At 43.0% G+C, this 20,723-nt stretch carries 14 protein-coding genes; 12 read left to right on the top strand and 2 right to left on the bottom strand.

Annotated features, from left to right (window positions below; translation table 11 throughout):
* The first annotated feature begins 1 nt into the window (after nucleotide 1).
* The 8 genes from PCY07_RS08790 to PCY07_RS08755 all read left to right on the top strand — a co-directional run bounded on the left by PCY07_RS08790 (nucleotide 2) and on the right by PCY07_RS08755 (nucleotide 14,389).
* The gene (locus tag PCY07_RS08790; protein ID WP_301356467.1) at nucleotides 2-1,027 is read left to right on the top strand and encodes a zinc-binding dehydrogenase; all 1,026 of its coding nucleotides are present in this window, start codon (nucleotides 2-4) and stop codon (nucleotides 1,025-1,027) included.
* A 6-nt stretch (nucleotides 1,028-1,033) separates the two neighbouring features.
* The gene (locus PCY07_RS08785) at nucleotides 1,034-2,452 is read left to right on the top strand and encodes a flippase (protein WP_301356469.1); all 1,419 of its coding nucleotides are present in this window, start codon (nucleotides 1,034-1,036) and stop codon (nucleotides 2,450-2,452) included.
* 139 nt (nucleotides 2,453-2,591) lie between these two features.
* Nucleotides 2,592-3,749, top strand: a complete 1,158-nt coding sequence (locus PCY07_RS08780; RefSeq protein WP_301356470.1) for a polysaccharide polymerase — start codon at nucleotides 2,592-2,594, stop codon at nucleotides 3,747-3,749.
* A gap of 79 nt (nucleotides 3,750-3,828) precedes the next feature.
* On the top strand, nucleotides 3,829-4,926 hold the full coding sequence (glf, locus tag PCY07_RS08775) for a UDP-galactopyranose mutase (RefSeq protein ID WP_301356472.1): 1,098 nt from the start codon (nucleotides 3,829-3,831) through the stop codon (nucleotides 4,924-4,926).
* A gap of 15 nt (nucleotides 4,927-4,941) precedes the next feature.
* Complete coding sequence (locus tag PCY07_RS08770) at nucleotides 4,942-5,994, top strand: galactofuranosyltransferase (protein ID WP_301356474.1); 1,053 nt, start codon at nucleotides 4,942-4,944, stop codon at nucleotides 5,992-5,994.
* Between the two features lie 145 nt (nucleotides 5,995-6,139).
* Nucleotides 6,140-9,616 (top strand): GBS Bsp-like repeat-containing protein, encoded by a 3,477-nt coding sequence (locus PCY07_RS08765; RefSeq protein ID WP_301356476.1) that lies wholly within the window; start codon nucleotides 6,140-6,142, stop codon nucleotides 9,614-9,616.
* A gap of 254 nt (nucleotides 9,617-9,870) precedes the next feature.
* A complete protein-coding gene (locus tag PCY07_RS08760) occupies nucleotides 9,871-12,321 on the top strand; it encodes a GBS Bsp-like repeat-containing protein (protein WP_301356477.1) in 2,451 nt (816 codons plus the stop codon).
* Between the two features lie 412 nt (nucleotides 12,322-12,733).
* Nucleotides 12,734-14,389 (top strand): hypothetical protein, encoded by a 1,656-nt coding sequence (locus PCY07_RS08755; protein WP_301356480.1) that lies wholly within the window; start codon nucleotides 12,734-12,736, stop codon nucleotides 14,387-14,389.
* Nucleotides 14,390-14,552: 163 nt separating this feature from the next.
* Here PCY07_RS08755 and PCY07_RS08750 read toward each other — a convergent pair whose 3' ends face one another.
* Nucleotides 14,553-15,416: an RluA family pseudouridine synthase gene (locus PCY07_RS08750; protein WP_301356482.1), complete on the bottom strand. Its 864-nt coding sequence runs from the start codon at nucleotides 15,414-15,416 to the stop codon at nucleotides 14,553-14,555.
* Between the two features lie 103 nt (nucleotides 15,417-15,519).
* On the opposite strand from PCY07_RS08750, the gene pbp2a reads away from it, so the two are divergent.
* Nucleotides 15,520-17,754 carry a penicillin-binding protein PBP2A gene (gene pbp2a / locus PCY07_RS08745; protein WP_301356484.1) on the top strand — a complete coding sequence of 745 codons (2,235 nt, stop codon included), beginning with the start codon at nucleotides 15,520-15,522 and terminating at the stop codon, nucleotides 17,752-17,754.
* A 491-nt stretch (nucleotides 17,755-18,245) separates the two neighbouring features.
* Here pbp2a and PCY07_RS08740 read toward each other — a convergent pair whose 3' ends face one another.
* Nucleotides 18,246-19,157: a neutral zinc metallopeptidase gene (locus PCY07_RS08740; protein WP_301356486.1), complete on the bottom strand. Its 912-nt coding sequence runs from the start codon at nucleotides 19,155-19,157 to the stop codon at nucleotides 18,246-18,248.
* 144 nt (nucleotides 19,158-19,301) lie between these two features.
* Between PCY07_RS08740 and rpmG the strand changes: the two genes are divergently transcribed.
* From rpmG to nusG, 3 genes are all read left to right on the top strand, one after another.
* Nucleotides 19,302-19,454: a 50S ribosomal protein L33 gene (gene rpmG, locus PCY07_RS08735; protein WP_003009043.1), complete on the top strand. Its 153-nt coding sequence runs from the start codon at nucleotides 19,302-19,304 to the stop codon at nucleotides 19,452-19,454.
* 9 nt (nucleotides 19,455-19,463) lie between these two features.
* Nucleotides 19,464-19,640 carry a preprotein translocase subunit SecE gene (gene secE / locus PCY07_RS08730; RefSeq protein ID WP_003002261.1) on the top strand — a complete coding sequence of 59 codons (177 nt, stop codon included), beginning with the start codon at nucleotides 19,464-19,466 and terminating at the stop codon, nucleotides 19,638-19,640.
* Between the two features lie 413 nt (nucleotides 19,641-20,053).
* Nucleotides 20,054-20,590 carry a transcription termination/antitermination protein NusG gene (nusG, locus tag PCY07_RS08725; protein WP_003002077.1) on the top strand — a complete coding sequence of 179 codons (537 nt, stop codon included), beginning with the start codon at nucleotides 20,054-20,056 and terminating at the stop codon, nucleotides 20,588-20,590.
* Nucleotides 20,591-20,723 lie beyond the last annotated feature (133 nt).

Raw genomic sequence — 20,723 nt, 5'->3', positions numbered from 1 at the left:
TATGTTGAACCAAATCTTTCAGCTGACCCAGCCGAAAAATATTACCATCAAATACCAAGAAGAAGACATGAGCCGTGGAGACAAGGTGTTGATTCGCCCCTATTACATGGCTATTTGTCATGCGGACCAACGTTACTATCAAGGAAAACGGGATCCTAAGGTGCTTAAAAAGAAATTACCCATGGCCCTGATCCATGAGTCGTCTGGTATCGTGGTAGCGGATCCTACGGAAACCTATCAACCAGGACAGATTGTGGCTATGGTTCCCAATCAACCTCCTCATCAAACAGAGGGTGTCTTCTTTGAAAATTATTTGGAGGGGACGCACTTCTTGTCTAGTGGCTTTAATGGCTTTATGCAGGAAGTTGTTGCCTTGCCACTGGATCGTGTAGTGGCTTATCCAGAGGAAGTTCGGGGTCCTGTGACAGCCTTAGCGGAATTTAGTAGTGTTGCCATGCATGCCATTCATCGCTTTGATCTCATTGCCCATCAACGAAGAGAGTCCGTTTTGATTTTAGGAGATGGTAGTCTTTCATATGTGGTTGCGACTTCTTTACACTATCTATACCCAGATTTGAAGATAACTGTAGTTGGGCGCAACAGTGATAAACTGCAATTGTTTAATTTCATTCATCAAGCAATTTTGACCAGCGAGTTGACAGACGACCAACGGTTTGATCACGCCTTTGAGTGTACTGGTGGCCAAGGAAGTGAACCAGCCATCAATGATATTATTGATCATATCAAGCCTCAAGGAACCGTGATGTTAATGGGGGTTAGTGATAACCGGGTCGCAGTTAATACAAGAGATGTTCTTGAAAAGGGATTGACCTTTGTGGGGTCTTCTCGCTCAGGTCGTGAAGATTTCGAGCGGGCTGTAGAGATGCTGGCTAATCGTCGAGTCCAAAGTCGTTTGAAAAACATTATTCACGTTGATGGTGAAGTTCAAACTATCCCAGACATTCATCGAGCTTTTGCGACAGATTTGATCACACCGTTTAAAACGGTCTTTAAGTGGGGATTGTAGCCAATCATGAAAGTTCTTAAAAATTACGCCTATAATCTCTCCTACCAGTTACTGGTGATTATCTTGCCGATTATCACCACCCCTTATGTGACGCGGGTTTTTAGTTCAAATGACTTAGGGACCTACGGCTATTTTAACTCCATTGTCACCTATTTTATCCTTTTGGCGACCTTGGGAGTGGCTAACTATGGAACCAAGGAGATCTCAGGACACCGCAAAGATATCCAAAAGAATTTCTGGGGGATTTATACCCTCCAGTTGGGTGCGACCTTTGTGTCCATCCTGCTCTATATCTTGCTGTGCTTGTCGCTTCCTTCTATGCAAAACCCTGTGGCCTATATTTTGGGGCTCAGTTTGGTTTCAAAAGGACTAGACATTTCCTGGCTCTTTCAGGGGTTAGAGGACTTCCGCAAGATTACGGTTCGAAATATCACGGTCAAACTGGTTGGAGTCATCTCCATCTTCTTGTTTGTCAAATCTGCCAATGATCTGTATCTCTATGTATTCTTACTCACCATCTTTGAGCTCTTAGGTCAGCTCAGTATGTGGCTACCTGCTCGGGAGTTCATTGGGAAAGCTCATTTTGATACGGCTTATGCACGGGTGCATTTAAAACCGGTCATTCTGCTCTTTTTACCGCAGATTGCCATTTCCCTCTATGTCACCTTGGACAGAACCATGCTGGGGGCTCTCGCCTCTACAAAGGATGTGGGGATTTATGATCAGGCCTTGAAATTGGTCAATATTTTACTGACCCTTGTGACATCTTTAGGAAGTGTCATGCTTCCGCGCGTGGCGAGTCTTTTGGCTTCAGGAGATCACAAGGCTGTTAATAAGATGCACCAAATGTCCTTTTTGATCTATAATTTGGTCATTTTTCCAATCATTGCGGGTATGCTGATTGTCAACGATGACTTTGTACGATTCTTCTTAGGGAAGGATTTCCAAGATGCTCGCTATGCCATCGCTATCATGATCTTCCGTATGTTCTTCATCGGATGGACCAATATCATGGGGATTCAAATTCTCATCCCGCATGATAAGAACAAAGAATTTATGCTGTCAACTACGATTCCTGCTATCGTCAGTGTCGGGTTGAATGTGCTCTTCTTACCTCATTTTGGTTTTATCGGTGCAGCCATTGTATCCGTCTTAACAGAATCCTTGGTATGGCTGATTCAACTGTACTATACCCGTCATTACCTCAAGGAAGTTCCAATTATCGGGTCTATGACAAAAATTATTTTTGCATCTGCTGTGATGTATGGCCTCTTGCTACTTGTAAGACCATTCCTACATTTCACCCCTACCCTGAATGTACTCGTGCATGCGGTGCTCGGTGGGATCATTTATCTGATCGCTATCCTATCTCTGAGAGTGGTAGATGTGAAAGAATTAAAACAACAATTTTTAAATAAACAGTAGAGAGTAGAAAGGAAGGATATGAATTTTTAAGTAAACAAAATCTTTAGAAAAGAATGCTATAGGAGGGGTGTTCCCTAAGCAGGCATTCTAATCTAGACAGAATGAGCTTTTCTTTAAAAATTCTTTATCAGGTAGTTTAATGATAAAAATGAAATTTGACGATCTACTGGTTGGTTTTGTCGTCTCGATTGTGATCTTCTTTAATACAATATCCACTACGATGTTAAATAAGGGCTTTTTGCATGTTGGTGCGAGCTCCCTCTTAGTGGTTGTAGCTCTCTTATTGCTCCGTTTTTTTAATAAAATCTCGATTCCCTATCATTATCTAATTTTGTCTGCCATGTTATTAATGGTAGCTGTTATGGTTTATTTCAAGACAGATAAGTTAAATTTCTTAGTTTATTCTCTCTTAATGGTTTTACTGGTCAATGCGGATAGGAAAGTCATTTTAAAAACTTATGTAGGTGTTGCAGGTACGATTGTCCTTACAGTATTTCTATTGTCACTATTAAAGGTAGTTCCAAACCTACAATATAGTCGGGGTGCCGTTATCCGTAATTCATTTGGGTTTATCTACCCAACAGATTTCGCAGCCCATTGTTTCTACCTTTATGTTGCGATCTCCTATTTGCTAAAAGACAGGTATATTGGCTTACGATCTCTGAGTGGCATCCTTCTAGCTCTCTTTATTATCAAGTTCTGTGACGCTCGTATGAATGCAATCTCACTTTTGGTCGCTGTCATACTGTTTCTTTTCTTTTATTTCACAAAGGAGAAGAAGCTGAAGTTGTATCACTTGTTGCCTTATTCGGTCATCCTTTTTTCAACCGGCATGATCTATTTAACCTATCAGTTTTCTTGGTCATCTCCACTTTATGTTCAAATGAATCAATTCATTACTGGTCGGTTATCCTTGGGTAAAAATGCTTTTAATTTATACCCTTTGAATTGGTTTGGAACAAGAGGGGTTCAGTTTATTGGATCCGGAGGAAGCACAGAGTCTGTCCTCAATTATAATTATGTCGATTCGTCTTATGTCCAGATGTTATTTACATATGGTATCGTACCGGTTGCTTTATTAGTCGGTATTTATGTCATTGTTTCAAAATATGAATTCAAGAAGGGGCGTTATTTATTTGTTGCAATTTTGTCCCTCATTGCGATTAACTGTATGATTGAAGCATTTTGGTTTGTACCGACTTATAACATCTTTATGTTTACACTCTTTGCGACAGAAGTTGTCAAGAAAAAGCCGGTCCATTCCCTCTCTTATAGTGAGGAAATTGGGGGAATTTGAAGGTCTAATCTATAGCTATGAGTCTAACGAAACGGCAAAGAGTTTAGATATATTTTAAAATAGAGAAATGGAGTCTACTATGTACGATTATCTGATTGTTGGTGCTGGTTTGTCTGGAGCCATCTTCGCACATGAAGCTACAAAACGTGGTAAAAAAGTAAAAGTGATTGACAAGCGAGATCACATCGGTGGGAATATCTACTGCGAGGAGGTTGAAGGCATCAACGTCCATAAGTACGGTGCCCACATTTTCCATACGTCCAACAAAAAAGTTTGGGACTATGTCAACCAATTCGCTGAATTCAACAACTATATCAATTCACCAGTAGCTAACTACAAGGGCAGTCTTTACAATCTCCCCTTCAACATGAACACCTTCTATGCTATGTGGGGAACCAAGACTCCTCAAGAAGTCAAGGACAAGATTGCCGAGCAGACAGCTGACATGAAGGATGTTGAACCGAAGAACTTGGAAGAACAAGCCATCAAATTGATCGGTCCAGATATCTACGAAAAATTGATTAAGGGCTATACTGAAAAGCAATGGGGACGTTCTGCCACCGACCTTCCACCATTTATCATCAAACGTCTTCCAGTTCGTCTGACCTTTGATAATAACTACTTTAATGACCGTTACCAAGGAATTCCAATCGGTGGATACAACGTCATCATTGAAAACATGCTTGGTGATGTGGAAGTAGAGCTTGGCGTTGATTTCTTTGCTAATCGTGAAGAACTGGAAGCTTCAGCTGAAAAAGTTGTCTTCACAGGTATGATTGACCAGTACTTTGATTACAAACATGGTGAGTTAGAATATCGCAGTCTTCGTTTTGAACACGAAGTCTTGGATGAGGAAAACCATCAAGGTAATGCCGTGGTCAACTACACAGAACGTGAGATTCCCTACACTCGTATCATTGAGCATAAGCACTTTGAGTATGGAACACAACCGAAGACGGTTATCACACGTGAATATCCAGCTGATTGGAAACGTGGAGATGAACCATATTACCCAATCAACGATGAAAAGAACAATGCTATGTTTGGTAAGTATCAAGAAGAAGCGGCTAAAAATGACAAGGTGATCTTCTGTGGACGCCTGGCAGACTATAAATACTACGACATGCACGTGGTTATTGAGCGTGCTCTAGAAGTCGTAGCAAATGAGTTTGATTAAGAGAAACGATAATCTATGAAATACTACTTAAAAGAAGAATTCCTGCATGATGTCAACGCAAAGAACGCAGGAAATAAAGCACGCAATGACGTAGAAAGTATTGTGAAAGAAGAAGGCTATCATCCCTTGGTCCTTTCTGTCGACAATTGGTATCAGATGAGTACCCTTGCGGCTCAACGCCATAAGGCAAAGGCTTTTGGTCAAGCCTTGGATCAACTAAAGCAAGGAGATGAGTTGCTGATCCAGTTTCCAATGCTTCACCATAGTTTTTTCTCAACCCATTTGGTTAAAAAAGCACAAAAAAGAGGGATTAAAGTCTATCTCTTGATTCATGACCTAGAAGTGCTTCGCCATGCCAATATGACTTCACTACCTTTAAAACACAGAATTCGGATGTACCTTCAAGAAGCAAGTTTTCTCAAAACAGCTGATGGGATCATCGCCCACAATCCAGTTATGAAATCTGTCTTGGTAGATAAGGGAATTGCGGAAGATAAGATTGTCAGCCTTGGAATTTTCGACTATTTGATTCCAGATTTTCAAGAAAAAAGTGGGCAAACAAAAGACCAGCCGATCATTGTGGCTGGAAATTTGGCACAAGAAAAAGCTGGCTATCTTTATACCCTTCCAGAAGCACCGGCCTATAACCTCTATGGTGTTGGCTTTGATGAGAGTAGAGCCCTAGAGAATGAGACCTACTTTGGCTCTTTCCTACCGGATGAACTTCCTGCTGCTCTTGAGGGTGGTTTTGGACTTGTCTGGGATGGGGATAGTGCGGAAACCTGTAGTGGTGTTTTTGGCGAGTACCTTCGCTACAACAACTCTCACAAGGCATCGCTTTATCTAGCATCGGGCTTCCCGCTTGTAGTGTGGAAACAGTCAGCTTTATCTCACTTTGTCCTTGAGAAGGGCTGTGGGATAGCAGTAGAGTCGCTCCATGACTTGAAGGAGACCATCGACAATCTTTCAGATGCCGATTACCAAGATTTGGTAGATAATGCCAAGCGTGTTGGTCAGGAAATCCGAGATGGTCACTACTTGAAGACAGCCTTAAAGCATTTATCATAAGATCAAAAGAAGTCAGACGGACTTCTTTTTTTAGTTTTTCAAAAAAATATCACTAATTTTAAAAATTCGCCTTATAAAACTTTTCATCGCTGAAACCGTGTGGTAAAATGATTAACGTATAAAATTTGTATAAAGGGAAGTTTATATGAAAAAGAAAGATCTTATTTTTTATGCCGGAGCGGCAGTCTTGATGGCTGTATCTGCTCAGGGAGTCAGTGCAGATGAGCTGGTTTCAAACGAGGCCACTACTACTGAAGGCAACCAAGTCCAAGCTGAAATAGCCCCAGAAGTAGCCGTTGCTGAAAAGTCGGTAGCACCTGTCGCAAGCAACTATGCAGCACCAGCAAATGTGACCGAACAGCCTGTAGCACCTGTGAACAAGGCCGCGGCTTCAGAAAGTGGAACCACATCTGTAGAGAAAGCTACAGAAGCATCGACTACTGAGAAAGAAGAAACTTCTCTTCCGTCTGACGCAGGAAGCACGACCTTCTTTAACACAGGCGCTCACGCTCCAGCTGGTCGCTCAACAGATGTGGCGGTTCAGCCAAAATCATTCGTTGATGTGAGTAGCCATAACGGAGACATTAGTATTGGAGACTACCGTACCCTAGCTAATAAAGGCGTGGGCGGTGTCGTTGTCAAATTGACAGAAGATACTTGGTACAAGAACCCGAATGCGGAGAACCAAATTCGCAATGCGCAAGCAGCTGGTTTGCAAGTATCGACCTACCACTTCTCTCGCTATACTTCTGAAGAAGCAGCGCGTGCAGAAGCACGGTTCTATATCGCAGCGGCGCAACGCTTGAATCTTCCAAAGAACACCCTCATGGTCAATGACTTTGAGGATGCCAAGATGCAGCCAAATATTAACCGCAACACCCAAGCTTGGGCTGACGAAATGCGTAAAAATGGCTACACCAACTTGATGTTCTACACCAGTGCTAGCTGGTTGGATGAAAACAACCTTCGCAAGAAAGGTCCTGTCAACACCGCTCAATTTGGGCTTCAGAATTTCTGGGTTGCCCAATACCCTTCTCCAAAACTGTCTGTAAACGATGCGAAAAGCTTGCGTTACAATGGGAAAGCTGGCGCCTGGCAGTTCACTTCTCAAGCGGAATTGCTTCCAGGAAAACACCTATTTGACCACAGTGTGGACTATACCGGTCGCTTCACAGCGAACGCAAAACCTGCAGCGGATCCAACAGAAGGCAGCTTAAGTGGGAAGATTGATATTGTCAATAACGATACTATGACGGGACGCTTTGACGTTGTCATCTCAAATGTTAAGGCGCCAAATGGAGTTCGAACCGTTTCTGTCCCAATCTGGTCAGAAACAGGTGGTCAAGATGACCTTGTTTGGTATACAGCCAACCGTCAAGCCAATGGGACCTATACCGTCAATGTAAAAGCAGCGGACCATAAAAACTCAACCGGTCTTTACAATGTCCATCTTTACTATGTTCAGAACAATGGACAAATGACGGGTGTGGGCGGAACAACGACGACAGTAGCCATTGGAAAGAAAAATCAGACTCCGGTTTCAGCGGATCTGACTATTGCAAAATCAGAAAAAGACGGCACCTTCACCATTACTGCTAAAAATCTTCAAGGTTTCGATGGCTACAAGGAAGTGAAGATTCCATTCTGGTCTCATGCCAATGGGATGAAAGACATTATCTGGTACACTCCGACTCGCCAAGCAGACGGTTCATATACTGTAACAGCCAAAGCTAGTGACCACGAAAACGCTGATGGCAAATACGAAGCGCAGGTCTTCTATGTAGACGCCCAAGGTCAAAACAAATTTGTGAAAAAGGCCTTTATCAATTATACGGCGACAAAACCGGCCAATGCTGTCGCAGCTGATCTGACTATTACAAAATCAGAAAAAGATGGCACCTTCACCATTACAGCTAAGAACCTTCAAGGTTTCGATGGTTATAAAGAAGTGAAGATTCCATTCTGGTCTCATGCCAATGGGATGAAAGATATCATCTGGTACACTCCAACTCGCCAGGCAGACGGTTCATATACTGTAACAGCTAAAGCCAGTGACCACGAAAACGCTGATGGCAAGTACGAAGCGCAAGTCTTCTATGTGGACGCCAAGGGCCAAAACAAGTTTGTGAAAAAGGCCTTTATTGATTATACAGCTTCTAAACCATCTGCCGATCTGATCATTACGAAATCAGAAAAAGATGGCACCTTCACCATCACAGCTAAGAACCTTCAAGGCTTCGACGGCTACAAGGAAGTGAAGATTCCGTTCTGGTCTCATGCCAATGGGATGAAAGATATCATCTGGTATACGCCAACTCGTCAAGCAGACGGTTCATATACTGTAACAGCCAAAGCCAGTGACCACGAAAACGCTGATGGCAAGTACGAAGCGCAGGTCTTCTATGTGGACGCTCAAGGCCAAAACAAGTTTGTCAAGAAAGCCTTTATTGATTACGAAAATCAATCTCGTCCAACCGGCACTCTCTTGATCCAAAACAACAATAAGGATACGGGAACATTTGACGTCATCATCAAGGATGTCTACAGCCCTAAAGGGGTGCAGACTGTGCAAGTCCCTACTTGGTCTGATAAGGATGGCCAAGACGATATTCGCTGGTATGAAGCGACTCGTCAAGCGAACGGAGATTACAAGGTATCGGTCAAAGCGAGCGATCACAAGAACTCTACTGGTAAGTACCATGTTCACCTTTATTACATTCAAAATGATGGTTCTCGGATCGGTATTGGTACCACGACTACAGACGTAGAAGTTAGAAATGCCATGACCAAGACGCAAGCTTCTATCAAGAATGTCAATGCAACGAACGGGACTTATACAGTAGCTGTAGATCAAGCACCTCAGGGACGTCAGATTAAGAATATTCGTGTCGCAGCTTGGTCTAAAGCGCACCAAGAAAATCTTTACTGGTATTCCGCAACACCGACAGGTATGCACACAGAGATCACTGTCTCTGCCAATAATCACGGTAATGAAGCGGGCAACTATACCACTCACGTCTATGTAGACTACAAAGATGGAGGAGTTGAAGGTTTTAACCTCGGTCAGACAGCCTTGTCTCCACGAAATCAAAAGGTGAATCCACAAACAACCTATTATTCTCAACGGGATCCTCGTTGGGCTGGTAAGTGGTATGGTGTGAGTAATATGGACCAATCCGGCTGTGTTCCGACTTCCTTAGCTATGGCATTCACAGATATTCTAGGAAAGGAAGTGTTACCGACCACAATTGCGGATTATTTGTATTATAACACCAACTCCTTTAATAAAATTGCTGTAGCTGGTACAGATGCCGACGGACTCGTTGCTGCGACTAAAAACTGGGGATTGACAAGCCAAATGCTTACAGGCAAGGATGCAATCGCAGCAACTTTAGTATCAGGAAAACATGTTCTTGCTGCTGTTGAGGAAAGTATCTTTATTAATGCTCCTTATACGCATGAAATTGTCCTACAAGGCTATGATAATGGGAAAACCTATGTGAGAGATCCATTCAACGCAGCAAATAATGGTTGGCATTCTATTGATTACATCTTCTCAGTAAAAAGTACAGATCCAATTGATGCAAAATTAGGATCGCCATTTTTCAGTGTTTTTGCTTAGCTATTTCTAAAAAAGTAAGTAAATTTTATTCAATGGCAATCAGGTATAATCCATTTTGTTTTGGAAAAACGAGTATTCTCATAGACGGAGATGCTCGTTTTTAATTTAAAAATATAGGGACTTACTGAATCAACCAAGAACTTTATTTTTCTACTTCAACTTATATCTTTTATAGAGGTTTCTTGATCCAACGGTTTGTGCTATAATACTACTATGTGGGTACAATCCGTATAAAAAATCGTAAGGGAAGATACATGAAAAAGAAAGATCTTATTTTTTATGCTGGGACAGCCGTTTTGTTGACTTTTTCGACGCAACAAGTCAAAGCCGATGAGCAACATGCGTCCGATCAAATACCAGAAAATACATCAGCTGTCGTTGCAAAAACAACAACTTCATTAGAAGCGCAGAATATTGTGAGCGAAGGAGTGGGAGTTGAGAAAGGTATTCAGACAGAAAATATCATTGCAACAGAGGAAGCACCTGTCACACCGACTCTTAGCAATAACCAGTCTTCTGACAAGGGCACTAGCGACAAGGTTGTATCAGAGCAACCAGCTGTGGTAGCTAGTCGCGCACCATATGGCGCACGCGCACGAGTGGTAGCAGCAAGAAATGAGAGTGTTCCTCAACAGGAATCTCCAGTTTCTGCAGATTTGACTATTGCAAAATCAGAGTCAGAAGGTACCTTTACCATTACGGCTAAGAACCTCCAAGGCTTGGATGGTTATAAAGAAGTGAAGATTCCATTCTGGTCTCATGCGAATGGGATGAAAGACATCATCTGGTACACTCCAAGTCGTCAAGCAGACGGTTCTTATACTGTAACAGCCAAAGCTAGTGATCACGAAAACGCTGATGGCAAATACGAAGCGCAAGTTTTCTATGTGGATGCTAACGGACAAAACAAGTTTGTCAAGAAAGCCTTTATTGATTACACAGCTCCTAAACCATCTGCCGATCTGACCATTACAAAATCAGAGTCAGACGGTACCTTCACCATTACAGCTAAGAACCTTCAAGGCTTCGATGGCTACAAGGAAGTGAAGATTCCATTCTGGTCTCATGCCAATGGGATGAAAGATATTATCTGGTACACTCCAACTCGCCAGGCAGACGGTTTATATACTGTAACAGCTAAAGCCAGTGATCACGAAAACGCGGATGGCAAATACGAAGCGCAGGTCTTCTATGTGGATGCCAAAGGCCAAAACAAGTTTGTCAAGAAAGCCTTTATCGATTACACAGCTTCTAAACCATCTGCTGATCTGACCATTACAAAATCAGAAAAAGACGGCACCTTCACCATCACAGCTAAGAACCTTCAAGGCTTCGACGGCTACAAGGAAGTGAAGATTCCATTCTGGTCTCATGCCAATGGGATGAAAGATATCATCTGGTACACTCCAACTCGCCAGGCAGATGGTTCATATACTGTAACAGCCAAAGCTAGTGACCACGAAAACGCTGATGGCAAATACGAAGCGCAGGTCTTCTATGTGGATGCCAAGGGCCAAAACAAGTTTGTCAAAAAAGCCTTTATTGATTACAAAAATCAATCTCGTCTAACCGGCACTCTCTTAATCCAAAACAACAACAAGGATACAGGAACCTTTGACGTTATCATCAAGGATGTCTACAGTCCTAAGGGCGTTCGTACTGTTCAGGTTCCTATCTGGTCTGATAAGGATGGCCAAGATGATATCCGCTGGTATGAAGCTGCGCGTCAAGCGAATGGAGATTACAAAGTATCCGTCAAAGCGAGCGACCACAAAAATTCTACAGGCTTGTACTATGTCCACCTTTACTATATTCAAAATGACGGAAGTCGAGTAGGCGTGTTGGCTTCTTCAACTGAAGTTGAGTTCCGTAATGCCAATACGAAAACACGTGCCTTTATTAAAAATGTCAATGTAGAAGCAGGGACTTATACGGTAGAAGTGGATCAAGCCCCTCAGGGTCGTCAAATTAAAAATGTTCGTGTCGCAGCCTGGTCTCAAGATCACCAAGAAAATCTTTACTGGTATTCAACAGCACCGACTGGTACGCAGACGGATGTTCAGGTTTCGGCTGTTAACCATAAGAACCTTGCTGGCAACTATACGACACACGTTTATGTAGACTATGTCGATGGTGGAGTTGAAGGATTTAACCTTGGTCAAACGGCCTTGAATCCGCGTGGTACAACTGGACAAACAGGCTTGAGTCCTCGTGTTGACAGTGGTCAACGGGATCGTGTTCTACGAGCTGCAGCCAGTCTGGTTGGGGTCCGTGGAGGTAGTGCGGCACATCAACAATTAGTGAATGATTATAACAGTGTGCGCCCTCTCCCTGTAGGTTATGCAGTGAAGAATACAGATGACTGGTGTGATATCTTTGTAACAACGATTTTCCAACGTGAAGGTCTTAGCGATTTAGTTGGTCGTGAATGTGGGGTCGAACGTCACATTCAGATTTTCAAACGTCTTGGAATTTGGAATGAAGATGGAGGTTCTACACCAAAAGCAGGGGATATTATCACCTTCAACTGGGATCAAGATAGCCAACCTAACAATGGTTTTGCAGACCACATTGGAATTGTTGAGAGCGTTTCAAATGGGGTTATTCACACCATTGAAGGAAACTCAAATGATCAGGTTCGTAGAAAAACCTACCGAATCGGTCATGGCAATATCCGAGGATTTGCTAGCCCACGTTATCAATAATAAAGAAGAAACATTTGCTTCTTTTCAGATTGAAGAAAAAGTCCATTTTGGACAATTTTCTTCAATCTTTTTCTTTTACTCTAGAAAGTAAAAACTCATAAAAATAGTGGTATATCAGTATTTCTAAGAGTTTTCAATATATTGTATCCAGTCTCTAAAAGGGGAAATTTTTTTAATTGCTGAAAGGATTTGTCTACATTCTGTTATTTTTTGTTTAATTTGTAATAAAGGGGGAAAAAATTTGATGATGTTTCTGTTTTTTAGGCTATTATTCGGAATTTGTGTAGGATAATTTGAAGTTGAAATAATTATTTGACAATAGGATTTCTTTGTCGTACCATTTCAATAAATAGTGATAAAAATAATATTTGGTGTGAACCGGTCTATTATTTTTATGAAAGGGAGACGAATAATGAAAAAATTGACAAAATTAGGAATTGCAGTATTTTCAGTAGTTACTTTAAATGCCTTTACGTCAACAATTGCCTACGCAGATGAGAATACAGATAGTACTTCTTCAGCACCATCAACTGTTTTGACATCTAATTCTCAAGATTTAAATGAAGCGAATCCTGTGATGCAACCAGAGAACGTGGCTTCTTCTCAACAAGATAATATTGTAAGTGACGGTGGGCATGTGAATGTGGAAGGTCATCCTGCAACACTCAGTAGCGATGGAGAACATGTCACCTACTCCTATACAGTTGCTTATCAAAGAATGCACTCTAGTGATCAAATGATGACGGTAAGTGATCTTGCAATTCGGATTCCGAATCTTGCAGAAGCTAAGGTGGATTTTACATTAGTTGGGACAAGGGATGAAAATGGAAATCCTGTTGCGGTCAATGCCCCTATGAAGGTGATTGATCGTGAAACTCTGAATGAGGATTACGACAACATACCATTTAATCTTCCAACTGCAGAAGAAGTCGCTTCTGGTCAGACTCCTTATGTGGTTAATAATAAGGAATACGATTTTGTTGATAGTGAAAAAATGTTGTCGTATAGCATTTATACGAATTTTTCTAAAAGTCAAGCAGTTCGAGTTGCTGTCACTCTTCCACTAGAAGAGGCCAAGAAAATCAAGTATTTAGCGATTGATGCTCGAATGGACTGGAAGTCAAGTAGCGAGGGTGGGCTCTCTGGCTATGAGAACGGATCTCAACATTTGGAGGAGTATTCTTCACATGGTGTGTACTCAAATAGTGGTGTTGAGGGTCTTGGTGCTTTAGCGAATCCAGCCTTAATTAATGAAAGTTATGTTCGTGATGGTCACTTGATTAGATCTGTATCGAACCCGAAAACCTATATTACTCCGAACAATGGTGATTGGACCACTATTCCAAATGATACGAATATTGATGAACAGACATTTTTTAATTTTGTTCGAATCTTTACGCTAAGAAATGGTTCTGCTACATATTACGTATCAGAGACAGAAGATATGGCCGACCAGGATGTATCAACTTTGTCCCAAGGGGATGTTGTTGTGGATTATGTCCTAAAGGGGACTGATAGGCAGCTAAGGAGTCGCTATATCGATACTCCAACGCTACCAATTTATGGTTCAAATGGACAACCTCTACCGTATAATGCAGCGGAGAATGTGAATGAGCAACCTCAATCACTCATAGTGAATGGTCAAAAATATGTATTAGTCGGTCTTTCTCCATCATCTGCACCTACATCAGGTTTCTTAAAAGAAGGAACAACTCATGTCGTATATGAGTATGAAATGGCAGCTCCAACACCAACACCAACGCCAACACCAGAACCTATTCCTGTTCAACCTCATACTCCGATAAATCATCCTCAACAAGATATTCTAAAACCATCGAAAAATGTAACAAAAGAAACAGTGGATCCGACATTTAAAGAGATAGTTGACTCGACTGCTACTGCTGATTACAAGCAAGTTGATTCGGACCAACAACATTTGCCGCGTACAGGAGTCACAGGTTCTCAATGGGTTCTGAGTATCTTGGGAGGACTGACAACTCTACTTGGATTGTTTTTGTTTTCAAAAAATGGGAAAAAACAGACATTAAAAGAGTCAGATGACCGTTAAAATTTCAACTACGAAAATTGAAAGAACATAGCCTTGATTGACAGGGCTATGTTCTTTTGCTTTTTTCTATAAAGAAAGAGGCTCCATAATTCCTATGGTAGTTTTACCCACTACAGAAATTATAGAGCTCAATTTTTGCTCAGCTTCTTTTTTGATTCTTTTTTCAGTTTTTCAACCCTTCTTCGAAACTCTTGGAAGGGGCCTCGACTTGTATGGTTTCAAGGGTTAATGGATTGGTGAAGGTCAAGCGGTGAGCATGGAGCATGAGTCGCTCTCCGCGTGCAGGGTTATAGAGAGGATCCCCGACAATCGGGTGTCCATGATGGGAGAGATGAACCCGGATCTGATGGGTACGCCCCGTCTTGAGCTGGCATTTGACCAGGCTGTTTCGCCCGATTTTTTTCAGTTGCGTCACCTGGGTTTCTGCATACTGCCCCTTGCGTGGATCGACTAAGCGCTTGCGTCGATCGTGGCGATCGCGCCCGATTTTATCCTTGTAGATGATGGCCTTTTGCGCTAAACTTCCTTGGATCAAGGCCCAGTACTCACGTTGGATGTTTTTATCTTCCAAAATGCGGTTGAGAATGGGCAGGATAAAAGGGTTTTTGGCAAATAAAATCGCTCCGCTGGTTTCCTTGTCTAGGCGGTGCACGACGTAGCAGGTAGATCCAACATAGCTGGAAACATGGTTGAGAAGAGCAATTTCTGTCGGCTCATTGGCATGGGTTTTCATGCCTTCAGGCTTATTAACGATGATGACATGCTCATCCTGATAGAGTTCTTCGACCAGACTCGGGTCTCCGGCGGGGAGCTCTTTTTCAGGGTAATCGTCCGCGTCAAAGATCAGCTGGATCTGGTCTCCTTTTTGAACGGGGCTCTGCCAGTTGATGGTCTCGCCATTGACCAAGACGTGCTTCTTGGTTCGTAAAAAATGCCGGATCTTACGGGGAATGAGGAAGTAGTCCTCAAGCAGCTCTTTCACAGTCATTTGGGGAAAGGATTGTGGAATGGTAAATTGATAGTTCATGACCCTATTGTAGCAAAATCTAAGCTTAAAGAAAACTAAATGGGAAAAGGGGATGAGCCATCTTTTCTTGCTAGGACAAGGATAAGGTGTTACAATAACAGGTATGAATAGAATAAAAGAATTATTTGAAAACCTGATCACTTTTTTTAGAAAGGATCATCCACCCAAAGCAGTGGCAGAAGAAGTGCCAGACACGGAACTACCGGAAGAGACAGTAGAGCCGACTTATAGTCGCTCAGGCAAGCACAGAAGCAAACCGCTCTCTCAACACCCCTTCCGTCGTTTCTGGCGTCGCTTCCATTTGACCAAGATTCTTCTGATCATTGGGCTAGGCTTTAGCCTCTTGACAGGGGGCTATCTCTTCTACCTTGCTAAGACGACCAACGTCAAGGACTTGCAGAATGCACTGAAGGCGACTACCATTATCTATGATAAGAATGGGGACCAGGCGGGAAGTTTGACCGGGCAAAAAGGAACCTATGTCGAACTCGATGCCATTAGTGAGAATCTGCAACATGCTGTGGTCGCAACAGAGGACCGGAGCTTCTACAAGAATAGCGGGATCAACTATGGTCGCTTCTTCTTAGCGATTTTGACTCTGGGTCGCTCAGGTGGGGGGTCGACCATCACCCAGCAGCTAGCCAAGAATGCTTACCTGTCTCAGGACCAGACGGTGGAGCGCAAGGCCAAGGAATTCTTCTTGGCGCTTGAAATCAATAAGAAATACAGTAAAAAAGAGATCCTCACCATGTACCTCAACAATGCCTATTTTGGAAATGGGGTTTGGGGTATTGAGGATGCTTCCAAGAAGTATTTTGGGGTTTCAGCCAGTCAATTAAGCTTGGATCAGTCTGCGGTTCTCGCAGGTATGCTCAAGGGGCCTGAAATCTATAACCCGCTCTATTCGGTAGAGAATGCGACCAATCGCCGCAATACGGTCCTCCAAAATATGGTGGCAGCTGGTTATATTGACCAGAAAACAGCTGATCAGTCTGCTGCTGTCGATATCCATGGCCAGCTGGTCGATGCCTATGAAGGCAAGTCGGAGGATTACCGCTACCCATCCTATTTTGATGCGGTCATCAATGAAGCGGTCAATGAATACGGCCTGACCGAAGAAGACATTGTCAAAAATGGCTACCGGATCTATACTGAGCTGGATCAAAATTACCAAGCAAGTATGCAGGTGATCTATGACAATACAGCCCTCTTCCCAGTAGCGGAAGACGGCACGCGCGCGGAATCTGGTAGTGTGGCACTCGATCCTAAGACCGGAGGGGTTCGGGCTCTGGTAGGGCGCGTCGGCAGTGATGAAAATCCAGGTTTCCGTACCTACAACTACGCCACCCAGGCTGCCCGTAGTCCAGGATCGACCATCAAACCTTTAGTCGTCTATAGCCCAGCTGTTGCTGAAGGTTGGTCGACCAATAAGGAATTGGACAATAGTACCACCCAATATGGAAGCTATGAGGTCAATAACTACGCGGGAATCCAGTCTAGCCCAACGGTACCGATGTACCAGGCCTTGGCAGAATCCCTTAACCTTCCAGCCGTAGCGACCGCTAATGATTTGGGTCTCGATACGGTCTTTGAATACGGGAAAAAATTCGGGCTCAATATGGACAAGGTGGACAAGTCGCTTGCCGTTGCCTTGGGGGCCGGTGTGACAACCAATCCGATGCAGATGGCCCAGGCCTATGGCACCTTTGCTAACGGCGGGGTCATGAATGATGCTCACCTCATTACCAAGATCGAAAATGCAAGTGGCCAAGTGGTCAAGAGCCACAGCCAGAAATCAACCCGAGTGCTTAGTGGTTCAACGACAGATAAGATGACCAATATGATGCTTGGTACCTTTAGTAATGGTACAGGGGTTAATGCTGCGCCTTATGGCTATACCATGGCAGGGAAAACTGGTACGACAGAGACCAGCTTTAACAAGGACCTCTCTGGAGACCAATGGGTGATCGGCTACACACCAGATGTGGTCATCAGTCAATGGCTTGGTTTCCCAACGACCGATGAGAATCACTACTTGACGGACAGTAGTGCTGGAACGGCGTCCGAGATCTTCCGCAATGTTGCCAACAGTGTTCTGCCTTATACAGACGGTACCCAGTTTGACTCGGTGAAGAACTCTTATGCTGAAAATGGCATTGCGCCAGTCGGAGAAGAAACGACAGAAACAGACAGCAAAGAAGACAAAGGTTTCTTTGAGGATGTCAAAGAAAAGGCGTCGAATATGGTCGATGATGCGAAAAAAGCAATCGACGAGGCCGATATCCCAGGAAAAGCGAAAAACGCTTGGGATACTTTCAAAGGCTGGCTTGGTTTCTAATCAAAAAACGATTCAGAAGAATTTCTGAATCGTTTTTTGCAGATTGAAGATAAAGTCATCTTAGCAACTTTCCTTAGGTGAGTACGGACGTCAGCGAACTTCGAAGAAGTTCCATGACTAAATTAAGATACAAAGGGCGTGGCGGATAAAGTCAAAATAGGAAGTTTGACGCAGAATCTTTAGATTCTAGGAAGACTTATCTTTTTGACACGATCCGCAGCCCGTGTTCAATTCGTTTTGAACCCATTCGCTTTTCAAATTTTAGGCTCATGCTAAAACAGTTCCCCGAACTGTTTTACTCCCAAAACTCCCGAGTGCTAGAAACACTAGTGTTTCTAGCACTTTTCTCACGGCGGAAAGTTTCTGTTGAAATGATCCTAATAGTATTAATTATTTTAATTTTTCAACGTTACTTAGATTGTTTTATGTAAAATGCAATTTGTCTATATTCTAAAAGATCTATTCAGAAGTATTTCTGAATAGATCTTTGTTTAGAGTTCACTATCTGACAAACTAAAGGTATCGCCGTGTTGCAAATCTCCGTACTGGTAGCCCCGTTTGAACCAGCGCATGCGTTGTTCCGAAGTCCCGTGGGTAAAGCTATCTGGCACCGAGTAGCCGTAGGCTTGCTCCTGGAGAGTGTCATCGCCGACGGCATGGGCTGCATTCATGGCTTCTTCGATATCGCCGATATCCAGAAGGTTTCGGTCTTGAATGGAGCGGGCCCAGACACCTGCTAGGTAATCTGCCTGCAGTTCGATGCGGACGCTGATGGCATTTCGTTCCTTTTCAGAAAGACCTTGCTGCATCCGATGGTATTTGCCAAGGATTCCCAGCTCGTTTTGTACGTGGTGGCCGACTTCGTGGGCGATGACGTAGGCCATGGCAAAGTCACCGCTAGCCTTGTATTTGGTGGTCAATTCCTTGTAGAAGCTCATATCCAAATAAATCTTTTTGTCGGTTGGACAGTAGAAAGGGCCAGCCGATGCTTGACCTACCCCACAGCCTGTCTTTGTCCGTCCAGTATAGAAGACTAGTTTGGGCTCCTGGTAGGTCCGTCCTTCGGCTTGAAAGACCTTGTGCCAATGATCTTCTGTTGTCCCAAGGACCTTGCTGACGAACTGGGCATCTGCATCGTCGACATGGGTCTGATTGGCGCGCGTAACTTGGGTGGACTGGTAAGGTTGAGAAGAAGTCCCATTTCCAAAGAGTCCCCCAAGACTAGCTCCTCCTCCTAGAAAGACTATGAGGAGGATAATGATGATCTTACTCTTGAAGCTTCCAGGCGATAGTAAGATCTGTAAAATCCCCCCGCCAAGGTTACTGTTGCTAGAAGACTGGGAGTAGCTTTGCCCCCTGCGGTCTTCGATATTTCTACTTTCTTTTAGATTATCACTTTTCATATTCGTCTCCTTTTGTTTTATTTTACCAAAAATGAGGAGAAAACCAGTGGGATAACGCTTTATATTTGCTTTTTTCTTGACACTAGATTTTCTATTCTTGTCAAAATGTAGAAAACTTGCTATAATGGGGTGAACGGAGGCGTTATGGCACTAAAAAAAGCAAGTCTAGCGTGTACGGTTTGCGGATCACGCAATTACTCCATTAAGTTGAGTGGGACGCCAAAACCAACACGTCTAGAAGTCAATAAATTCTGCAAACATTGCAGCAAGTATACCATCCATAAAGAAACACGATAGGAGAGAGTTGTGAAATTCATTAAAGATATTTTCGTCTTACTAAAAGATACAACTTGGCCAAATCGCAAGGAAAGATGGAAAAACTTTATCTCAGTGATTGAGTACACCGCTTTCTTTGTTGCATTGATTTATTTGTTCGACAAAGTCATTGCACGTGGTCTATTGCACATGATCAATTTCTTTTAAGAAAAGAAGCCATGAGGCTGGGCAACAACTGTCCAGCCTTTGATTTTTGATAGGAATAACTGCAAGACGCAGTGGTTGATTGGCATCTTTGTTCGCTTTTTAAGCTTCAAAGATGGCCTATGTGGACGGAAACAATGTTTCCTTTATCTGCAACCTCCAACAGTCTCCTAGACTGTTGGAGCTATGCGGGGGTGGGAAGATTGAAAAGGTTTGGGGAACCTTTTCAACCTTTTTATATCAGAGTTCTTTCCCACTCCCACTTTTTGCGGTTTTTTCTTAAAAATAAATCAGCAAACCTCTTTGCATTCCTGCAAAATGTGGTATAATGAAGCTAGGAAAAGGAAAGCCAAGAGGCTTTTTTTAGTATGTTCACAAAAGCTCGAGCAGGCTAAACAGAAAGAAAGGATGCCCAAATGGACAGTTTTGATAAAGGCTGGTTTGTACTACAAACCTACTCAGGATATGAAAACAAGGTAAAAGAGAATCTTTTGCAACGTGCGCAAACTTACAATATGTTAGAAAATATCTTGCGTGTAGAGATTCCAACTCAAACCGTACAAGTTGAGAAAAATGGTAAAACAAAAGAAATCGAAGAAAACCGATTCCCAGGTTATGTCTTGGTAGAAATGGTCATGACAGATGAAGCTTGGTTTGTCGTTCGGAATACACCGAACGTTACTGGTTTCGTCGGATCACACGGGAACCGTTCAAAACCAACCCCATTGTTGGAAGAAGAAATCCGCAGTATCTTGCTCTCTATGGGTCAAACTGTTCAAGAGTTTGATTTGGATGTCAAGGTGGGCGATACAGTTCGTATCATCGACGGTGCCTTCACAGACTATACTGGTAAGATCACTGAAATTGATAACAACAAGGTGAAAATGGTCATTTCTATGTTCGGTAACGATACGGTTGCAGAAGTGAACTTGAACCAAATTGCTGAATTGTAAGAAACGAAATGAGGCTGGGACAAAAGTCCTAGCCTCTCAATTATTTTTGGATTGTCGAGCAAGACGCAGTGGTTGAGTGGGCTCTACTACGCTGATTTCATCAGCTTTTACAGCCCTACTCAACTGTGCGGAG

This window comes from Streptococcus sp. SP1 (assembly GCF_030440005.1).
In the GTDB taxonomy this organism is placed as follows: domain Bacteria; phylum Bacillota; class Bacilli; order Lactobacillales; family Streptococcaceae; genus Streptococcus; species Streptococcus parasanguinis.
Note: the sequence above shows the minus strand (reverse complement) of the source record. Positions and strands in the feature narration are given on the sequence as shown.

Coding starts and splice junctions, on each gene's coding strand:
- nusG (WP_003002077.1), top strand. CDS start 20,054: ATGGACAGTTTTGATAAAGGCTGGTTTGTACTACAAACCTACTCAGGA.
- PCY07_RS08765 (WP_301356476.1), top strand. CDS start 6,140: ATGAAAAAGAAAGATCTTATTTTTTATGCCGGAGCGGCAGTCTTGATG.
- PCY07_RS08760 (WP_301356477.1), top strand. CDS start 9,871: ATGAAAAAGAAAGATCTTATTTTTTATGCTGGGACAGCCGTTTTGTTG.
- rpmG (WP_003009043.1), top strand. CDS start 19,302: ATGGCACTAAAAAAAGCAAGTCTAGCGTGTACGGTTTGCGGATCACGC.
- PCY07_RS08770 (WP_301356474.1), top strand. CDS start 4,942: ATGAAATACTACTTAAAAGAAGAATTCCTGCATGATGTCAACGCAAAG.
- PCY07_RS08790 (WP_301356467.1), top strand. CDS start 2: ATGTTGAACCAAATCTTTCAGCTGACCCAGCCGAAAAATATTACCATC.
- glf (WP_301356472.1), top strand. CDS start 3,829: ATGTACGATTATCTGATTGTTGGTGCTGGTTTGTCTGGAGCCATCTTC.
- PCY07_RS08750 (WP_301356482.1), bottom strand. CDS start 15,416: ATGAACTATCAATTTACCATTCCACAATCCTTTCCCCAAATGACTGTG.
- pbp2a (WP_301356484.1), top strand. CDS start 15,520: ATGAATAGAATAAAAGAATTATTTGAAAACCTGATCACTTTTTTTAGA.
- PCY07_RS08785 (WP_301356469.1), top strand. CDS start 1,034: ATGAAAGTTCTTAAAAATTACGCCTATAATCTCTCCTACCAGTTACTG.
- PCY07_RS08755 (WP_301356480.1), top strand. CDS start 12,734: ATGAAAAAATTGACAAAATTAGGAATTGCAGTATTTTCAGTAGTTACT.
- PCY07_RS08780 (WP_301356470.1), top strand. CDS start 2,592: ATGATAAAAATGAAATTTGACGATCTACTGGTTGGTTTTGTCGTCTCG.
- PCY07_RS08740 (WP_301356486.1), bottom strand. CDS start 19,157: ATGAAAAGTGATAATCTAAAAGAAAGTAGAAATATCGAAGACCGCAGG.